At 71.4% G+C, this 17,916-nt stretch carries 16 protein-coding genes; 4 read left to right on the top strand and 12 right to left on the bottom strand.

The window, feature by feature from the left end; genetic code table 11:
• Nucleotides 1-130: 130 nt before the first annotated feature.
• Nucleotides 131-1,869: serine/threonine-protein kinase (locus tag AOK23_RS02905; RefSeq protein WP_240496226.1), on the top strand; the 1,739-nt coding region annotated here is incomplete at its 5' end.
• A 94-nt stretch (nucleotides 1,870-1,963) separates the two neighbouring features.
• On the opposite strand, the gene AOK23_RS02900 is transcribed toward AOK23_RS02905, so the two are convergent.
• From AOK23_RS02900 to AOK23_RS02885, 4 genes are all read right to left on the bottom strand, one after another.
• Nucleotides 1,964-2,884 (bottom strand): glycine betaine ABC transporter substrate-binding protein, encoded by a 921-nt coding sequence (locus tag AOK23_RS02900; RefSeq protein ID WP_055711173.1) that lies wholly within the window; start codon nucleotides 2,882-2,884, stop codon nucleotides 1,964-1,966.
• Between the two features lie 129 nt (nucleotides 2,885-3,013).
• Nucleotides 3,014-3,703 (bottom strand): ABC transporter permease, encoded by a 690-nt coding sequence (locus AOK23_RS02895; RefSeq protein ID WP_055711172.1) that lies wholly within the window; start codon nucleotides 3,701-3,703, stop codon nucleotides 3,014-3,016.
• Nucleotides 3,700-4,365 (bottom strand): ABC transporter permease, encoded by a 666-nt coding sequence (locus tag AOK23_RS02890; protein WP_055711171.1) that lies wholly within the window; start codon nucleotides 4,363-4,365, stop codon nucleotides 3,700-3,702. The genes AOK23_RS02895 and AOK23_RS02890 overlap by 4 nt, the downstream gene beginning before the upstream one ends.
• Nucleotides 4,362-5,507: an ABC transporter ATP-binding protein gene (locus tag AOK23_RS02885; protein ID WP_055711170.1), complete on the bottom strand. Its 1,146-nt coding sequence runs from the start codon at nucleotides 5,505-5,507 to the stop codon at nucleotides 4,362-4,364. Before AOK23_RS02885 ends, AOK23_RS02890 begins: the two co-directional genes overlap by 4 nt.
• Before the next feature lie 198 nt (nucleotides 5,508-5,705).
• Here AOK23_RS02885 and AOK23_RS02880 point away from each other — a divergent pair, with 198 nt between their 5' ends.
• The gene (locus AOK23_RS02880; RefSeq protein ID WP_055711169.1) at nucleotides 5,706-6,614 is read left to right on the top strand and encodes an amidohydrolase family protein; all 909 of its coding nucleotides are present in this window, start codon (nucleotides 5,706-5,708) and stop codon (nucleotides 6,612-6,614) included.
• Between the two features lie 7 nt (nucleotides 6,615-6,621).
• Here AOK23_RS02880 and AOK23_RS02875 read toward each other — a convergent pair whose 3' ends face one another.
• The 4 genes from AOK23_RS02875 to AOK23_RS02860 all read right to left on the bottom strand — a co-directional run bounded on the left by AOK23_RS02875 (nucleotide 6,622) and on the right by AOK23_RS02860 (nucleotide 11,834).
• On the bottom strand, nucleotides 6,622-8,058 hold the full coding sequence (locus AOK23_RS02875) for a cytochrome P450 (RefSeq protein WP_055711168.1): 1,437 nt from the start codon (nucleotides 8,056-8,058) through the stop codon (nucleotides 6,622-6,624).
• A 259-nt stretch (nucleotides 8,059-8,317) separates the two neighbouring features.
• On the bottom strand, nucleotides 8,318-9,781 hold the full coding sequence (locus AOK23_RS02870; RefSeq protein ID WP_055711167.1) for an aminotransferase class I/II-fold pyridoxal phosphate-dependent enzyme: 1,464 nt from the start codon (nucleotides 9,779-9,781) through the stop codon (nucleotides 8,318-8,320).
• Nucleotides 9,782-9,932: 151 nt separating this feature from the next.
• Entirely contained in the window at nucleotides 9,933-10,571 is a 639-nt protein-coding gene (locus tag AOK23_RS02865; RefSeq protein WP_055711166.1) for a phosphoribosylanthranilate isomerase, read from the bottom strand.
• A gap of 48 nt (nucleotides 10,572-10,619) precedes the next feature.
• Nucleotides 10,620-11,834 carry a PucR family transcriptional regulator gene (locus AOK23_RS02860; RefSeq protein WP_055711165.1) on the bottom strand — a complete coding sequence of 405 codons (1,215 nt, stop codon included), beginning with the start codon at nucleotides 11,832-11,834 and terminating at the stop codon, nucleotides 10,620-10,622.
• Between the two features lie 345 nt (nucleotides 11,835-12,179).
• Here AOK23_RS02860 and AOK23_RS02855 point away from each other — a divergent pair, with 345 nt between their 5' ends.
• The gene (locus AOK23_RS02855; RefSeq protein ID WP_055711164.1) at nucleotides 12,180-13,010 is read left to right on the top strand and encodes a DUF4394 domain-containing protein; all 831 of its coding nucleotides are present in this window, start codon (nucleotides 12,180-12,182) and stop codon (nucleotides 13,008-13,010) included.
• A 16-nt stretch (nucleotides 13,011-13,026) separates the two neighbouring features.
• Here AOK23_RS02855 and AOK23_RS02850 read toward each other — a convergent pair whose 3' ends face one another.
• The 4 genes from AOK23_RS02850 to AOK23_RS02840 form a co-directional block, all read right to left on the bottom strand.
• Nucleotides 13,027-14,412, bottom strand: a complete 1,386-nt coding sequence (locus tag AOK23_RS02850) for an LCP family protein (RefSeq protein ID WP_079049245.1) — start codon at nucleotides 14,410-14,412, stop codon at nucleotides 13,027-13,029.
• A gap of 270 nt (nucleotides 14,413-14,682) precedes the next feature.
• A complete protein-coding gene (locus tag AOK23_RS02845) occupies nucleotides 14,683-15,192 on the bottom strand; it encodes a DUF2690 domain-containing protein (protein ID WP_055711162.1) in 510 nt (169 codons plus the stop codon).
• A gap of 42 nt (nucleotides 15,193-15,234) precedes the next feature.
• Nucleotides 15,235-15,483 (bottom strand): hypothetical protein, encoded by a 249-nt coding sequence (locus AOK23_RS44365; RefSeq protein WP_079049244.1) that lies wholly within the window; start codon nucleotides 15,481-15,483, stop codon nucleotides 15,235-15,237.
• 131 nt (nucleotides 15,484-15,614) lie between these two features.
• On the bottom strand, nucleotides 15,615-15,983 hold the full coding sequence (locus tag AOK23_RS02840; protein ID WP_157877922.1) for a hypothetical protein: 369 nt from the start codon (nucleotides 15,981-15,983) through the stop codon (nucleotides 15,615-15,617).
• A gap of 273 nt (nucleotides 15,984-16,256) precedes the next feature.
• Between AOK23_RS02840 and AOK23_RS46520 the strand changes: the two genes are divergently transcribed.
• Nucleotides 16,257-17,916 (top strand): GDSL-type esterase/lipase family protein (locus AOK23_RS46520; protein ID WP_055711159.1); only part of this gene is annotated, 1,660 nt, incomplete at its 3' end.

The raw sequence follows: 17,916 nt of genomic DNA, 5'->3' as shown, positions 1-17,916 counted from the left end.
AAAGCGAACTGACGTACGCGGAAAGTGACTTCGGGGGTGTTGTGTCAGACCAGCGGCCGGTGCCACCGCGCTCGACGGCAGACGAGGCTCCGGCGCTGCGGAAGACGGGCGCCCTTCCTCTGCGCCCCNNGCCCCTATGTGTCGCTGGGGCTGCTCGGCAGCGGGGGTATGGGGCGCGTCTATCTGGGGCGCCCCGCGGACGGCGGGCCCGAGCTCGTCGCCGTCAAGGTGATCAGGCCCGAGTACGCGGAGGACGTCCGGTTCCGGCGCCGCTTCGAGCGGGAGGCGGCCGTGCACGGCCGGGTCCGCACCGCGCACATGCCGAAGCTGTGCGGCACAGGGTTCGAGGACGAACTGCTGTGGATGGCCACCGAGTACCTGCCCGGCGTCGATCTCGCGGACGCCGTGAACGAGGAGGGTCCGCTGCGGACCGCCGCGGTCTGGCGGCTCCTGGCGGAGCTGGGGCAGGCGCTCGCCGACCTCTCGGACGCGGGCATCGTGCACCGGGACCTGAAGCCCTCCAACGTCCTGGTCTCCGCCCGGCGCGCCCACGTCATCGACTTCGGCATCGCGAAGGCCGCCGACGCGAGCGCCATCACCGGGACGGGCAACCGGGTGGGCACGCCGGCCTACATGTCACCGGAGTACCTGCGCACCGGTGAGTGCGAAACACCCTCGGACGTGTTCTCGCTGGCCTGCACCCTGGTCTACGCGGCGACGGGCACCGCCCCGTTCGGCGACGGCACCGGGGTCGACGTGATGCACCGGGTCGCCTTCGAGGAGCCCAACGCGAAGGTGATCCGGGAGCTCGCCGAGTCCGACGAGGACCTCGCCACGCTGCTGTGGTCCTGCCTCGCCAAGGAGCCGGGACGCCGGCCCACACCGCAGGACCTGGTCCGGACGGCGGAGCCCCGCACCGGCCCGTCCGGCACCTTCGACTGGCCAGAGCCGCTGGGCGGCATGGTGCTCGTCCGGCAGCAGGCGTACGAGGCGCTGTGCCGGCTGCCCCTCGTCCAGGCCCCCGCCTTCCCGGCCGCCGACGCCGCGGCGGAGCAGGCACCGGCGCCGGCCGCCGAGGAAACCGGGCCCGCCGCCGACGGTCCCCGGCCCGCCGCGGCCGACTCCGCCGGACCCTCGCAGGAGGCCTCCGCCGCCCCCGCGGGCGGCAGGGCGGCGTTAGACCCGGCGGCGCCCACCCGGACGCGCCGCAAGCGGGCGCTGGCGGTCGGCGGCGCGGGCGTCGCGCTCTGCGCGGTGGCCGCGGGCGTCTTCGTCCTCACCCGCCCGGACTCCTCCGGGGCCGCCACCCCGGAGGCGGGCACCTGGTCGACCGGGAAGATCGCACCCGACGACGCGGTCTCCCCGTCGACGTCCGGGAAGTCGAAGGGCGCACCCGTTCCGGACGGCCACGGCTCCTCGCTCTCGGAGGTGTCCGGCAAGCACAAGGGCAAGGACAAGGGCGACAGTGCGGCCATCGACGGTTCGTCCGCACACCCCGACGCCTCCGCGCCCGCCGAGGACGACCGGACCGACGGCACCGATCCGGGCACCCCGGTCGACGACGGCTCCGACGCCCCGGACGACCCCGAGCCGACCCCGAGCGACCCGCCGGCCGACTCCGGTGATCCGGCCTGGCTCACGGACTGCACGTACTACTCGGGCAACGGCCGCACCCGTCTCGGCGACAGCGGCAAGCGGGTGTTCCAGGTGGAGTGCATCCTGAGCGAGCGCGGGTACGGCGTGGGCGTGGACGGCGAGTTCGACAGCGGGACGGAGGCCGCCGTCGAGGAGTTCCAGAACGCCGTGGGACTGAAAGCGAACGGTGTCGTCAACCGCAAGACCTGGTCCGCGCTGCGCAGCCCGGAGTGACGGTCCCGCGGGCCCGCCCGGACCGACCGTCCCGCATGCCGGCCCTGCATGGCGGGCCCCGCACCCCCGCGGAGGGTGCGGGGGTGCCGGGCGGTCAGCCGGTGAGGCCGGACTTCTTCAGCCACTCCTCGGCGACGACGCTCGCGTCCTCCTTGTCGTTGACGAGCTTCTTCATCATCTCCAGCAGGTCCTCGGTGGTGAGCTTCGCGGAGACCGCGTTGAGCGCCTCCCTGGCCTTGGCGTCGACGGCCTTCTTGTAGACGAGGGGCGTCACGTTCTGCGAGGAGAAGAGGTTCTTCGGGTCCTCCAGGACGACCAGTTTGTCCTCGATGATGGCGGGGTCGGTGGTGTACAGGTTGGCGGCCTGCACCTTGTCGTCCTTGAGCAGCTTCACGAGGGTGGTCTGGGCGCCCGCGTCGAGCGGCTGGAACTTGCCGAACTCCACGCCGTAGACCTTCTTCAGACCGACCCCGCCCTGGGTGCGGGTCTTGAACTCCGAACCGGCCCCGAGGGTCAGGTCGCCCGCGACGGGCTTGAGGTCGGCGAGGGTCTTCAGGTCGTACTTCTTCGCCGTGCTCGCGGTCACCGTGACCGAGTCCTTGTCCTCGGCCGCGGCGGAGTCGAGTATCTCCACCGACTTCGGGAGTTTGGCCTTCAGTTCGGCGTTGATCTCCTCGGTGCCGGTCGCGGTGCTGTTCTTGTCGACGGCCACCGACAGCAGGGCGCCGTTGTACTCCGGGAAGACGTCGATACCGCCCTTGACGATCTGGTCGTAGTAGACCTCGCGGGCCCCGATGTCGAACTTGCGGGTCACCTTGAGGTTCTTGTCCTCCAGGGCCTGCGCGTAGATCTCGGCGAGCAGCTGGTTCCCGGGGAAGTTGGCCGAGCCGACGACCAGGGAGGAGCCGCCGCCCCCGCTGTCGCCCGTCAGCGGATTGTCGTCGCTGCCGCCCCCGCCGCCGCAGGCGGTGAGGGACAGGGCGGTGATCAGGCCGAAGGCGACGCCTCGGTACATGCCTCGCATGGATGTTTCCTTTCTCATGGCCCGAAGGGCGCGGAAGAACGGAGGAGTTCAGGAGAACGCCGGAGTCCCGGCGACCGACGGAGTGCAGGACAACGGCGGTGTCCGGGAGACCGACGGAGTTCAGGATTTCGGCGCCGAGACCCTCAACCCCGGTGAGACGACTGCCCGCCCCAGCGCGGTGAACGCGGCCTGCACGACGAGCGCCAGGGCGACCACGACCGCGGAGCCCCCGATGACCAGCTCGTAGTCGTTGCGGGCGAGCCCGTCGACGATGAAGCGGCCGAGGCCGCCGAGCCCCGGGTAGGCGGCGACGGTCGCGGTGGCCACGACCTGGATCGCGGCCACCCGCAGGCCCAGCAGGATCAGCGGCAGCGCCATCGGCACCTCCACCTTCACCAGGACCTCCCACTCGGTCATGCCGACGCCGCGCGCGGCGTCCCGGGTGGCCGGGTCCACGCCCCGGACGCCCTCGAAGGTGTTGATGAGGATCGGCGGCACCGCGAGCGCGACCAGGGCGACAAGCACCGGCGCGGTGCTGAGCCCGGCGAGCGTCACGACGAGGACGACGAGGCCGAAGGTGGGGATCGCGCGGGCGAGGTTGGCGACGCTCGCCACGGCGAACGCCCCGCGCCCGGTGTGTCCGACGAGCAGCCCGGCCGACAGCCCGATCAGGGCGGCGCACAGCAGCGACAGACCGCTGTAGGTGAGGTGTTCCAGGAGTCGTGCGGGGATGCCCTCGTCGCCGTGCCACTGCGCCGACGAGGTCAGCCAGTCCGCCACGAGCCGGATCTGGTTGAGGAAGTCGTTCATGCCGTCGTCACCCTGTTCCGGGACCAGGGGGTGAGCAGTCGCTGCGCGAGGACCAGCAGCGCGTCGGTGGCGAGCGCGAGCAGCATGATCAGCACGATGGCGGTGACGATCGGCGTCGGGAAGTCGAGCTGGAGGCCGCGGGTGATGTAGTAGCCGAGGCCGCCCTGGCCGATGAGCTGGCCGACGGCGACGAGGCTGATCGAGGAGACCGCGGCGACGCGCACGCCGGCGATGACGACAGGCACGGCGATGGGCAGTTCGACCTGGAGGACACGGCGGACGGTGCCGAAGCCCATGGCGGTCGCGGCGAGCCGGACCGGTTCGGGGACCGAGGCGAGACCGTCGACGACGTTGGGCACGAGCACCGACAGGGTGTACAGCGTCAGCGGGATCATCACCGTCTGTTCGGTCAGCCCCGTGTAGCGGACGAAGACCATGAACAGGGCCAGCGACGGGATCGAGTACAGGATGTTCGCCACGGTCAGGACCGGCGGGTAGAGCCGACGCCTGCGGTGGCAGAGGATGCCCAGCGGCACCGAGACGAGCAGCCCGAACAGCACCGGCAGCAGACCGAGTCTCAGATGGAGGGCGGTGTAGTCGGCCAGTTCGGCGCCGTGGTCGGCTATCCACTGCCACCGGACCAGCGGTTCCCCGTCGCTCATCGGTCACCGCCCGCGCTGTCGGCGGCCACCGTGCTCCCGGCCGCGTCCGTACGCCTCGCGGGGGCCGCCCCGGCGGTCAGCTCGTAGGCGTCGGCCACGCCGACGACCGCGCCGTCGGCGTCCACGCCCACCGCGAGCCGGGCGGGCGACAGCAGCGCGGAGTCGAGGGCGGCCCGCGCCGAGTCCCCCACCAGGCTGAAGGTGTGGCCGAGCGGCACCAGGGCGGCGTCCGCGAGGGTGCCGCTTTCCGGCAGGTCGGCGACCGGGGTCCAGCCGAGGGGCCTGCGCGCGTCGTCGACGACGAGCACCCAGGGCTCGTCCAGGGCGCGGGCCGCGGTCACGGGCGAGGTGACCGGCAGCACCGGGCCGTCGCGCAGCGGCAGTCCGGCAGCCTGCACGAAGGACAGCCGGCGGATGCCCCGGTCCTGGCCGACGAATCCGGCGACGAAGTCGTCCGCGGGATGGGAGAGCAGCCGCTCCGGGGTGTCGAACTGGGCGAGCCTGCCACCGTCCCGGAACACGGCTATGCGGTCGCCGAGTCTGATCGCCTCGTCGATGTCATGGGTGACGAACACGATCGTCTTGTGCAGCTCCTTCTGGAGCCGGGCGAACTCGGTCTGGAGTTCGGCCCGCACGATGGGGTCGACCGCGCTGAACGGCTCGTCCATGAGCAGCACCGGCGGGTCGGCGCCCAGTGCCCTGGCCACGCCGACGCGCTGTTGCTGCCCGCCGGAGAGCTGGTTGGGATAGCGCTTCGCCATCTCGGCGGGCAGCCCCACCAGTTCGAGCAGCTCGGCCGCCCGGGCCCGCGCCTTCTTCCTGCCCCAGCCGAGGAGCAGCGGCACGGTCGCGATGTTGTCGAGGACCGTGCGGTGCGGGAAGAGTCCCGCGTGCTGGATCACATAGCCGATGCCCCGGCGCAGCTCGGGCGCGTCGACCTCGCGGATGTCCCGGCCGCGCAGGCTGACCGTGCCGGCCGTGGGTTCCACCATGCGGTTGATCATCCTGAGGGTGGTGGTCTTGCCGCAGCCGGATGGTCCGACGAGGATCGTGATGGCGCCCTCGGCGAGCTCCACCGTGACCTCGTCGACGGCTGTCGTGCCGTTCGGATATTTCTTGCTCACCGCGTCGAATCTGATCAAGAGTGCCCCTCACCCGACTGCATATGCTCATGCACAGTTGTCCGTGACTGAATGACAGTCAATGGACTTTCATGAACGGCACGTTACGTTCACACGATGCCGGTCCGGGGACGTCCGGAACATGGGGATCCAGCGGCTTATATTCCCTTTCGTGTGCCACGGCCGTCCGTCGGGCGGCCGTGCTTTCCTGGAGTCATCATGACCAACGTCGACGTGCACCAGCATCTGTGGACCCCCTCGCTGGTGGCGGCCCTGCGGTCCCGCCGGGAGCCGCCGTTCATGGACGGCTGGACCCTGTTCCTGGACGGGGAGCCTCCTTACGAGGTGGCGCCCGCCGCCCATGACATCGCCCGGCGTGCGGAGCTCGCCGCCGCGGACGGCCTCGGCCGGGCCCTCGTCTCGCTGTCCTCCCCGCTCGGCGTCGAGTGGCTGCCCGGGGAGCAGGCGCGTCCCCTGATCGACGCCTACCACGAGGGCGCGGCCGCTCTCCCCGAGCCGTTCGGGGCGTGGGCCGCCGCCTGTGTACGGGACGTCGACGCGGCCGCGGCCGCCGAGGACCTCGACCGGGGCGGCTTCGCCGGTCTGCAGCTGCCGGCCGACGCCCTCGCCGACGCGGCAGGTTACGCGCGCTGCGCCCCGCTGCTCGACCTGCTGGAGGACCGCGACCTCCCGCTGTTCGTGCACCCCGGCCCGGCGGGGAAGACGGGCGCCGCGGGGCCGGGCTGGTGGCCGGCGATGGTGCCGTACGTGCAGCAGATGCACGCCGCGTGGTTCGCCTTCCGCGCCTTCGGCCGACCCCGCCATCCCCGGCTGCGGGTCTGCTTCGCCCTGCTGGCCGGGCTGGCGCCGTTGCACGGGGAGCGCTTCGCCGCCCGTGGTGACGCCGGCCTCGCGGGGACGGACGCGCGGGTGTTCGTGGAGACGTCGTCGTACGGCCCCACCGCCGTGGACTCGGTCGTGCGGGCCCTCGGGGTGGACGCGGTGGTCCAGGGCTCCGACCGGCCCTACGCGGAGCCGCCGCTCCATCCCGGCTTCGGCCTGGGGGGAGCGGCGGCCTACGCCTTCCGTATCGCCAATCCGCGGCGGCTGCTCACGGGCGAGGACTGAACCACGGTCAGCGACCGGTGCGGATCAGGCCCGTCAGATAGCGCCACAGCGACGAACGCTGCCGGGCGGAACGGTCCCGTGCCACCGACCCGGCCGCCCCCGATTCCGTCATCGCCTCCCCCGCGAGGTCCGTCTCCGCGGGGTCGGCCGTGGACGGCTCAGGGGTCGGGGCCAGGGCGTAGCGGACGGGCAGTGAGCGCAGGCCGCGCATGAACGGCGAGGAACGCCAAGGGAGTTGGTCGACGGGCAGCGCCAGCTCCAGATCGGTGAACCGCTCGAACAGGCGGCCCACACCGACCGCCGCGACGGTGGAGGCCAACTCGCGGGCGGGGCACTGGCGGCTGCCGGCGCCCCAGGAGAGGTGCGCGCGGGTGCTGACCGTGGTGTTCGTCGCCGCGTGGCCGGCGAAGACGGGGTCGGCGTGCGCGGCGGCGGAGGAGACCCAGACCGGGTCGCCCGCGCGGATGGTGTAGTTGCCGAGCGGGGTGTCCTTGGCGGCGAAGCGCGGGACGAAGTTCACCAGCGGCGGCTTGCGCATGACCACTCGGTTCATGGTCTCCCGGACCATGCCGGCGGACAGACTGGCGCGGATGCTGCCCTCGCCCGAGAGGACCTCGACGACGGTGTTGGAGATGAGGATGCCGACGTGGTCGGAGGTCATGCCCAGCAGCATGAACAGCTCGCGGGCCAGTTCGTCGAGCGTGAGGCCGGGGTGCGCGGCGAGGAGGTAGGAGGGGAAGTCGTCCCCGGGGTTCTTGAGCTTCTGCGCCGCCAGGTCGGCGAGGGCCGCCAGCAGACGTTCCAGGGCGGGCTCGGCGTCCGGTCCGGCGTCCAGCACCCGCCACATGTCCATGAGCGCGTCGTCGCCCTGGGAGCCGGGGAAGCCGAGGAGGTGGCTGGCCGCCATCAGCGGCAGCGGCCGGGAGAACTGGGCGGACAGGTCCGCCAGGCCCGTGCCGCCGGCCTGGCCCACCAGGGTGATCAGGTCGTCGGCGCAGGCGGTGACGGCCGCCTTGAGCCGTTTGGCCTGGGCGTGGCGCGGGTCCTGGAACGGCCGGAGCGCGGTGTCCCACGCGGTCCGCAGCGGCTTGTACCCGGCGCCGCCCTGGATCAGTACGTGGTTGACCTCCAGGGAGGGGCCGAGCGGCCAGTCGGCGGGCACCCTGCCCTCCGAGCGGGCCCGCCAGTTCTCCAGCCCCTTGGGCCAGCCGTCGTCGTCCTGGAGCACCTCCAGGGACTCCTTGTAGCCGAGGACCAGCCAGGCGGGGACGCCCAGCAGATCGACCGGCGCGACCGCGCCGTGCCGCTGCCGCAGCCGCTCGTACACGAGGGAGGGGCGCATCTCGTAGTCCCGGGTCAGCAGCGGTTGGGGATCCAACGCCTCCAACCGCCGGTCGTCCGCGTCCACGGACCCGCCCTCGCCCGTCTGGGATTCCACCGCCATGCCGCCCCTCCGACACTCCCCGTACCGGCGCACCTTCAGTCGGTAGCCGGAACCGGTGGGGACCTTACCCCAGGCCAACCCTGCGGAGAACGACGGGTAGCCGGATTCACAGGCAGGGACACGACAAAGGGGTCACGCGTCGCCAAAGGACGCGGCGCCCCGGTGCCGCAGGGGAGTTCGGCCTCCCGGCGGGGAGTTCAGCCTCTCGGCGGGGCGTCCGGCCTCCCGGAGGGGTGTCCGGTCTCCCGGCGCCGGGCCCTCAGCGTCGTGCCACCACCCGCAGGGTCCTGACCGACTGATCGGCCGCGTCCGGGATGAGGACGCCGTGCTCGACGCCGCTGCGCAGGTAGTCGAGGACCTCGTCGGTGATCACCTCGCCGGGGGCGATCACGGGGACGCCCGGCGGGTACGGGCTGATCATTTCGGCGGCGACCCGGCCCGCCGCCCGCTCGGCGGGCACATGGTCGACCTCGGCGAAGAACGCGTCGCGCGGCAGCATCGCCTGCTCCAGCTCCAGTGCCGACGCCTCGGGCAGATGGACCGGCGGCTGCCGTTCGATGGTGTCGGCGCTCTCGACGAGGGCGCGCAGGGAGTCGAGCAGGATCTTCTCGGTCTCGTCGTCGTCGGCGTGGGTGATGGAGGCGCTGATCCGGCAGGTGTCGGACCCGCCGACGTCCACATGGCGGTGGGTCCGCAGCCACTCGGCGGCCTGCATTCCGCTGATGCCCAGTTCCCGTACGTCGATGACCAGCTTCAGCGGGTCGAACTCGGCGGCAAGGCCCTCGTCGACGATCTCCTGGCCCATCGGCCGCAGGCCGGGCAGTTCACCGGCCGTGGCCCGGATCCTTTCGGCGCGGCGCACCGCCGCCTCCAGCAGGTCGTGCCCGTGCTGGACCATCTGGCGGCGCCAGCCGTCGAGCGTCGCGAACACCAGCGACGAGGCGCTGGTGGTGCCGAGCAGGTCCTCGCGCTGTTTGAGGGCCTCCGGCGAGACCCGGTCGTACTGGAGGTGGAAGACGGAGCTCTGCTCCACGGCGCCGCCCATCTTGTGGACGCTGGTGACCACCAGGTCGGCCTCGGCGTCCATGCCCCAGGCGGGCAGCGCGGGGTGGAACGGCAGGTGGGCGCCCCATGCCTCGTCGACGATGAGGGGGACGTCGTACTCGTGGCACACCCGGGCCACGCCCCGGACGTCGGCGCAGGTTCCCCAGTCGGTGGGGGTGATCAGCAGCATGCCCTTGGCGTCCGGGTGTTCCTCCAGTCGGCGGCGTACGTCGTCCGGCTCCGGAGGGTGGGCGATGTGCCGTTCGGCGTCGAACTTCGGGTGGACCCAGATCGGTTCGACCCCGTTGACGACGACCGCCGCGATCACGGACTTGTGGGCGTTGCGGGAGAGCAGCATCTTCTCGCCGGGACCGGCCACGGACAGCATGGCGGTCTTCACGGACAGGGAGCTGCCGCAGGTGGAGAAGAAGGCGTGCTCGGCGCCGACGGCGTCGGCCATCAGCTCCTGCGCCTGGCTGATGACGCCCTGCGACTGGCGGCGGTCGTCCAGCCCGTTGAGGGAGAGGACGTCGGAGCGGAAGACGTCGAGCCCGACGATCTCCGCGACCCGCGGGTCCACCCCGCGGCCCTGCCGGTGTCCGGGCGGCCCGAACACCGTGTCGCCGCGTCGCCTGAACTCCTGCAGCGCCTCCAGCACGGGTACCCGCGAATGGTCCATGGCTCCTCCAAGTGGGTCCCGTCCGCGCGGCGCCCGCGGCACCGCGCGGGCCCTCCGCACGTACACCCACCGGGTTGCGCGTGCGGGGCCCTCGAAACGCGCCGATCACCTCACTCCGGGCGGCCCTCCCCCGCGGACCGGCACCGGAGGGTCACCGCCCGCCGCGGGCGGCCTTCACGAAGGCGGTGATCAGGGCGGGGTCCTTGACGCCTCGGCTCCGCTCGACGCCGCTGGACACGTCGACGCCCCAGGGCCGGGCGGTGTCGACGGCGTTCCGTACGTTGTCGGTGGTCAGGCCCCCGGCGAGGAGCCACTTGTCACCGGGGTCGGCCACCGGCATCCGGGACCAGTCCCAGGCCATGCCGGAGCCCGGTACGGGCGCGTCGAGCAGCAGCATGTCCTCGCCCATCTCGCCGCAGCGCGGCACCGAGTCGCCGAACGCGGCGGCGCGGATCAGCGTGCGGCCGTCCGCCGCCAGCGCGTCGTAGTAGCCGCGGTCCTCCGACCCGTGCAGCTGGACGGCGCGGATGCCCGACTCCGCGGCCAGGGACCGTACGTCGTCCAGGCTTTCCCCGCGGAAGACTCCGACGGTGAGGACGTGCTCGGGGATCCGGCGGGACAGCCGCGCGGCGGTGGCCGCGTCGACGCGGCGCGGGCTGGCGGTGAGGACGAATCCGATGGCGTCGGCGCCCGCCTCGACGGCCGCGTCGACGTCCTCCTCGGTCCGCAGCCCGCAGATCTTGATGAAAAGGGAGTCACTGGAGTTGCTCACCGCCCCAGACTGCCTCATCGGGGGCGCCCACGGGACCGCGACCTCCCTGTCCGGAGGGTGCGCGGCTCAGTCCCACGCCCCGGACAGCCGCCGGGTGACGACCGAGCTGAGGACGCGGACCCCCCGGGTGGAGCCGGGGTCGATGCCGGTGAGTTCCCGTACCCGGCGCAGGCGGTAGTCCAGGGTGCGGGTGTGCACGTTGAGGGCGGCGGCCGTGGCGCCGCGGTGCATGTCGTGGCGGTAGTACGCGTCGAGGGTGACGAGGAGGTCGGGGCCCGGCTCCAGCCGACCCACCAGCGCGCGGAGCCATGCGTCGACGAACGGCACGTCCGCGACGGCGACCTCGGTGAACACATCGGCCACGGTGTACGGCCGCAGCCGCTCGGACGCCGGGCGCAGCGGGGCCGCCCGGCTGACCCGCCGGGCCCGGTCGAGGGCGTCGGCCAGCTCGGCGACCGGCGCCGCGGCGGTGCCGACGGCACAGGGCCGACCGAGGGCCCGGGCTAGGTCCCGTACGGGGGTGGCGACGAGGTCGGGCACGGAGTGCGCCGGCGTGGTCTCGGCGAGGTCCCGGGGCAACGGCACCAGGACGATCAGTTCACCGTCCCTTTCACCGTTCTCCGTGGACCGGGCGACCAGTACGTGGTGGGTTCTCACCAGTATCTCGATCTCGGGGTCCAGGGCGCTGTCGTCGGCGGGGCGGTCCGGGGCCCGGATCACCGTCACCGCACAGAATTCGGGCAGTTCCGTGCCCGTGACGGCGGCGAGTTCGGCCGCCATGGGATCACCGGTGAGCAGTGACCGGGCCAGCAGGTCGATTTGCTCGACGTACGGCAAACGGCGCCGCATCACCGTCACGAAACCCTGCCGGTAGGCGCTTATTCCCCGCTCCCCCTGCGGGGCGAACCAGCTCATCATCCGCATGAGTTCTTCCACTCCGCCGCCGCGCTGTGCCTCGATCGCCTCGTTGATCTCACGCAGCATGAGCGCGGTGTGCAGGCGCAGTACTTGCTGTCGCGAAGACGGTGACATTCCCGCATCGGCCCGCACCTCGCCCATGACAGAGATGCAGTCGAGGTCAGTGTCACTCAACTCGTCGTTGCCCGGGGAGAGTTCGACGGTACGCCGACGCAGCCACACCGCGTAGTCCAGCGTCTCGGCCCTGGCTCGCCGGTTCGTGTCCAGGATCGCGAACTCCGGAATCTCACGCGCGTACGCCTCGACCTCCCGGCGGGCGTTGGTCGAGGCCTGCCGGGCCAGTTCGGCGAAGAGGCTCCCCATGGCAGGAGCATCGCATTCCGCCGTAACCGGCCGACAGACCGGTTCCGGACCCCTTCATCACTGTGCGCAAAACCGATGCCGGGATATCTGCGATGCTTTTGTCACAGTGCGCAAAATTCCCGGATCAGGGCGTTCTCGCCCATCGACTCCACTTGTGGAGGCACTGTGAAGTCGGCTTAATGGGGACCGATTCCGGCCCGCACCCCGCAATCACCGGGGGAATCAATACGGGATTCGGTCCGGAAATCTCTCGGCCTGCGCGCAGGGCGCCGGCGCACCACCGAACGGGAGGGACACACCGTGAAAGCGAGTATCCGAAAGAGAATCGCGGCGGCGGCAGCGGTCATGGCCACGTCGACGGCGCTTCTGCTGAGCGCTCCGGGCTCCGCCTCGGCCGCCCCCGCCGCCGTGCCCAGCCTGCGGGCGTTCGGGATCACCGGCGACGGCACGCTGATGGCCACGTTCACGACCGACCGCCCCGACATCCTCAACTGGGTCAGGGCCGTCACCGGGCTCAGCGGTGACACGGCCCTGGTCGGCATCGACTTCCGGGTGCAGGACGGACTGCTGTACGGCGTCGGCAACAAGGGCGGCATCTACACGATCAAGATCCCGACGACCGGCCAGGACGTCGTGGTCACCAAGGTGTCCCAGCTCCAGTACGCGCTGCACGGCACCACGTTCGGCGTCGACTTCAACCCGGCGGCCGACCGGCTGCGGGTGATCAGTGACAACGGCCAGAACCTGCGGCACAACCTGAACGACCACTCGACCATCCAGGACCTGAACCTCACCACCCCGCCCATCGAGGGCACGACCAAGGGCGTCACCGCCGCCGCGTACACGAACAACGACCTCAACGCGGCCACCGGGACCACCCTGTTCGACGTCAACACGAACACCGACCAGGTCGTGATCCAGTCCCCCGCCAACAACGGCACGCTCGCCCCGACCGGCAGCCTCGGCATCGACGCCCAGCTGAAGGCCGGCATGGACATCTACAGCACGCTGAGCGGCGGGCGGACGGTCGACAACGCCGCCTTCGCCTCCCTCACCCCGTCGGGTGCGAGCAACCCGACGCTCTACACCGTCGAACTCCTCACCGGCCAGGCGACGCCGATCCGTCAGTTCCCGCTGAACATCACGGATCTGGCGATCAGCCTCACCGGCAGCTGACCCCTGCCCGTCCGGGTCACCGCAGGGTGGCGGGGTCGAGGTCCGTTCCGACGACGAGGGTGACCACGCCCTGCGCGGCGCCCGCGTCCTCGGCGGCCCGGGCGTCGGGCAGGCGCGAGGTGAGGACCTTCGCCTGCTTCGCCAGGTCCGGCGGGTAGGCGACCGTCGTCTTCGCGGTGGTCTCGGGGGCGTTGCCCGTACCGACGACGGTGATCCCGGCCGCGCGCAGCTTCTCGGCGACGGCGGCGGCGCGCCCCGTGACCCCGGTGGCGTTGAGGACCTGCACCCGCACGTTCGAGGCGTAGACGAGGCCCTCCTTGGCCCGGGCCTGGAACTGCTTCTTCTCGACCTCGCGGTCCTTGGCGAGGGAGGTGAACAGGTCGGCCGCGTAGGGGTACTGCCAGACCACGTTGGCGCGGTCGCTCGGGACGTCCGCCTCACGCGGGTAGTTGGGGACCGTCAGGAAGGTCAGCCGGTCGCTGGGGATGCCCTTCAGTTCGGAGGCGAGGTCGTAGAGCGGGTCGATTCCGGCGAGATCCTTGTCCGTGGTGAGGGACTTGGTGGCGGACTGCATGAAGTCGTACAGCGCGCCGGGGCTGGTCAGTTTGGACTTCGCCTTGGCGGCGAGGGCCTCCATGAACTCCTGCTGACGCCCGATGCGCCCGATGTCGGAGCCGTCGCCGACGGCGTAGCGGGTGCGGACGTAACCGAGGGCGGTCTCGCCCTTGACGGTCTGGCAGCCGGGTTCCATGTCGAGGAGGGCGTTCTCGTCGTGGATGGCCTGCTCGGGGCAGACCTCTATGCCCTCCAGGGCGTCGACCATCCCCTTGAAGCCCGAGAAGTCGACGGACATGAAGTGGTCGATGCGCAGCCCGGTGTTGGCCTCGACCGTCCGGATCGAGCAGGCCGCGGCCCCGGCGACCTCGCCGGTGGAACCGCCGATCGCGAACGCCTCGTTGATCTTGGCCCGGTGCGCGCCCGAGGTGCCGCCGTCGCCCTTCTCGCACGCCGATATCTCGACCCACGAGTCGCGGGGGAACGACACGACGGTCGCCCACTTCCGGTTCGCGGGGATGTGCAGCACCATCAGCGTGTCCGACTGCATGGTGGTCAGGTCCCGGCCGTACTTGGCGTTCTTCCCGTCACGGCTGTCCGAGCCGACGACCATGATGTTCTTGGACCCGGGGCTGAGGTTCACCGGACGGTTCCCGCCGAGCTTGTTGTCGACGTCGGCGGCCGTGATGTTGTCGTCGAGGTCCTTGTACACCCAGGCGCCGACCCCCGCGACACCGAGCACGACCACCGCGGACACGCCCGCGACCCAGCCGACGATCCTGCCCCGCCGTGTGAGCCGCGTTCCCCCGCTCCCGATTCCGGCACGCCGCCTTCCCGTACCACCCATCGGCGTTCCCCCCGCCTCGGCCGCATCCGGCCGGTCGACTGACTCTCCACGCCCGGCACTTGTGATCACCGAACCCGAGGACTCTATCCCTGGAGAGATACGGAAGGACGCCCAACTCGGCTCACCCACCCCGGTGGCCACCCCGACACTCCTGCGCCCCGCCTGCGTCGCCACCGCCGCGATCGCCGCGATCGCCGCCCGGGACGCCGGCGCGACGACGGGCGGCGACGCCGCGCCCTTGTTCAGCCTGGGGAGACCCCGGTGCAGGACTCAGCCGCAGATCTGGCGTCCCCACTCCCCGTACGGGTAGCCCGTGTTGACGCCCGTGTCGGCGCTGCCGGTGCCGCAGGAGCGGGTGTTGGGGGTGTAGACCATCAGGCTCCACTGATAGGGCTCGCCTGCGGGCACGTTGCCGCGGCCCACGGTCAGGGCCGGGCCGTCCGCGCCGGCGGGGCGGGTGATCTCCGCATTGTTGCGGCAGGGGTCCCCGCTGCAGTTGGTGGTGTTGGACTGGACGCGGATCCACTGGGTCAGGCAGGTGTTGCTGTAGCGCATCTCGATGGTGCCGACCTGACGGGTCGTGCCGGGCAGATGGAGAGGCGCGGAGGCGAGAGTCCTGGCGTTCGAGGCGCAGCCTGTGGCCGCCGGGTCGGCGCCGTCATCAGGGCTGGCGGCTTGGGCGGGGGAAGCGCCCTGCACGGTGAAGACTGTCGCGAAGGCGGCTGCGGCGAACGCCATCGCCGGCGTCTTGCGGCGGCCGCCGCTGTTCAACTCAAGCATCCCGTCTATCCCATCTCGATTGTCGCGTTCCTGGTCGTGTGCTCATGTCCCTGGAGTAGTGAATTTGCCGGACTGCCGGTCGAAGACGGCGACCCCGGCGGTGACACCGACGGGCACGACGACGCTTGTACGTGCGGCGGCCGAGGGGTCGTCGGGTCGTGCCGGTGCGGCAGCAGCCGTAGAGGAGAACACGGCGCCGACGAGGGTCAGGGAGAGGAACGCCGTGACCGTGGCGAGAAGACTCCTGTGTCTGCGGCCCGCGGTGGCCTTGGTGGAGGCAGTGCAACGCATATCGTCATCGACCTTCACGTGAGGAGAGGGCAAGGCGTGGCCAGGTGCGTCGGGTGACGACGGTGACCGTGGTGCGGGTCGCGCGCCCGCCGGAGACGCGCGACCCGGCTGTCCCGTCGTACGTCGGTTCGTCAGAAGGGGCACTGGCGGATCTGCTGCTTCCAGACGTCGGGGTTGCCCGTGTTCAGGTACCAGTCGTTGACGTAGCCCGAGCGGCTGTTGGGGAGTTCGATGGACATCCAGTAGCGGTGGTTGGCGTTGTCGTAGGCCCCGTCGCCGAGCGTCCAGCAGGACAGGCCGACCTCGTTGCCGTTGTACAGCCTGCTGTAGGCGGGCTCGATGGACTCGTAGCCGTAGCCGGGGCCCCGGCGCACCAGCAGATACGAGCCCGGGTCGATGCCGGTGACCGTGGTGCAGGGAATCCAGCTGCCGGACCTCTGGCACTGGTGGATCGCGGCGTTCGCAGGTGTCGCCGTGGCCACGCGCTGCGGAAGTCGCACGGCACGGGGCAGCGCCTGATGGGGTGCGCGGCCAGGGGGGCGGAGTGGCTGTGCGGCTGGCGCTGGGCCTTCACCCACGGGAGCCGGTTCGCCACGTACTACCGCGAGGCGTACGGGCAGATGCCGTCCCGCACCGCGGAAGGACGCCAGAGCAGGCCACTCCGAGGCGTCCTCCGGGTCCCCTGTGCGGGCTCTTGACCGTGAATCGATTCACTGCTTCTGTGATGGAGCTGTACATGGGAGCGCTCCCGCATCAGGTGAGAAAGGATCCCCATGCACACCTCCCCCCACAGGTCCGCGCGGTCCCTCGCTGCCGCGCTCACCGCCGTTCTCCTCGCCTGCCTGCTGTCCCTGACCGTCGCCGGCCGGGCGCACGCGGCGCCCGGTGACGGCTCCGTGTCCGACCCGAACATCGCCTACGTCGGACGCTGGGACACGGGCTCGGGCACGACGGCGGTGGCCAACTGGACCGGCGCGTACGTCCAGACGTCCTTCACCGGCACCACGGTCAAGGTACGGGCGAGGGACGCCGTGAACCTCTACGCGAGCATCGACGGCGGCCCCGACGTCTTCCACGCGGGCGTCCGCGGCACCGTGAACCTCACGCCCCAGCCGCTGCCGCCTGGCACCCACACCCTGCGGATCACCTACCGGTCCGGGGACACCGTCTTCCAGGGCCTGGTCCTCGACGCCGGCGCCCGTACGGTCGCCCCGAACGCGCCCTCGGGCCTGATCGAGTTCGTCGGCGACTCCATCACCGCCGGCGCCCTCACCGACCGGCTGGCACTCGACTCGTACGCCTGGAAGACCGGTGAGCGACTCGGGATGCGGCACACCCAGGTGGCACGGGCCGGCTACTGCCTGGTCGGGCGGTCCGGGTGCACCGGGCTGAGCACCCAGTTCTTCAAGACGGCGAGCACCGGCGGCACGGACTGGGACTTCTCCCGCTACCGGGCGAGCGCGGTCGTCATCAACCTCGGCACCAACGACATCGGGCACGGGGTCTCCGGCGCCGTGTTCCAGTCGGCGTACACCGCGTTCCTGCGGGACGTCCGGGCGAAGTACCCGAACGCGGTCCTGTTCGCCGTCCAGACCCTGAAGAAGCGCTACGTCACCGAGACCAGGGCCGCGGTGACCGCCCGCGTCAACGCCGGTGACGGCAGGGTCCGTTACGTCGACACGACCGGCTGGCTCAGCGACGGCGCCGACTACGAGGACGGCAACGGGCACCCCAACGAGGCCGGCCACACCAAGTTCGCGAACCGGCTGGCGCCCGTCATCGGCTCGGCCCTGAGCGGCACGGCCGTTCCCTCCGCGAAGGCCGCCGCCCCCGGGCAGCCGGGCGACCCGAACATCAAGTTCGTCGGCCGCTGGGACACGACCGGCTCGGCCACCGCGTACACGCCGTACTGGGCGGGCGCGTACTACCGCGTCGGTTTCACCGGCCGCACGGTCCAGTTGAAGCAGCGCGGCACGATCGACTTCTGGGCGCGGATCGACGACGGCCCGGTGAAGTTCTACGACGACGTCAAGGGAACCGTGAACCTCACCCCGGCCCCGCTGTCGTCGGGTCGGCACACCCTCCAGGTCAACTACCAGGTCGTCGCGGGCTCGTACCGGGGCGACGCCGTGTTCCAGGGCCTGGTGCTCAACAGCGGCGCGACGACCTTCGCGCCGCCCGCGCCGGGGAAACTCATCGAGTTCGTCGGTGACTCGATCACCGTCGGGACGACCACCTCGCAGAACGCCCGCACCGCCTACGGGTGGCTGATCGGGGAACGGCTGGGCACCGAACACACCCAGATCGCACAGGGGGGTGCCTGCCTCGTCGCCACGGCGGACGGCTGCGTGGGGCTGGAGCGGCAGTTCGGCAAGCTCAACCCCAACGCGGCGATCCCCGACTGGAACCCCTCCCGGTACCGGGCCGACGCGG

It is taken from the genome of Streptomyces torulosus (assembly GCF_001419765.1).
Lineage (GTDB): Bacteria > Actinomycetota > Actinomycetes > Streptomycetales > Streptomycetaceae > Streptomyces > Streptomyces torulosus.
This window is presented reverse-complemented; position numbering and strand designations above follow the sequence as displayed.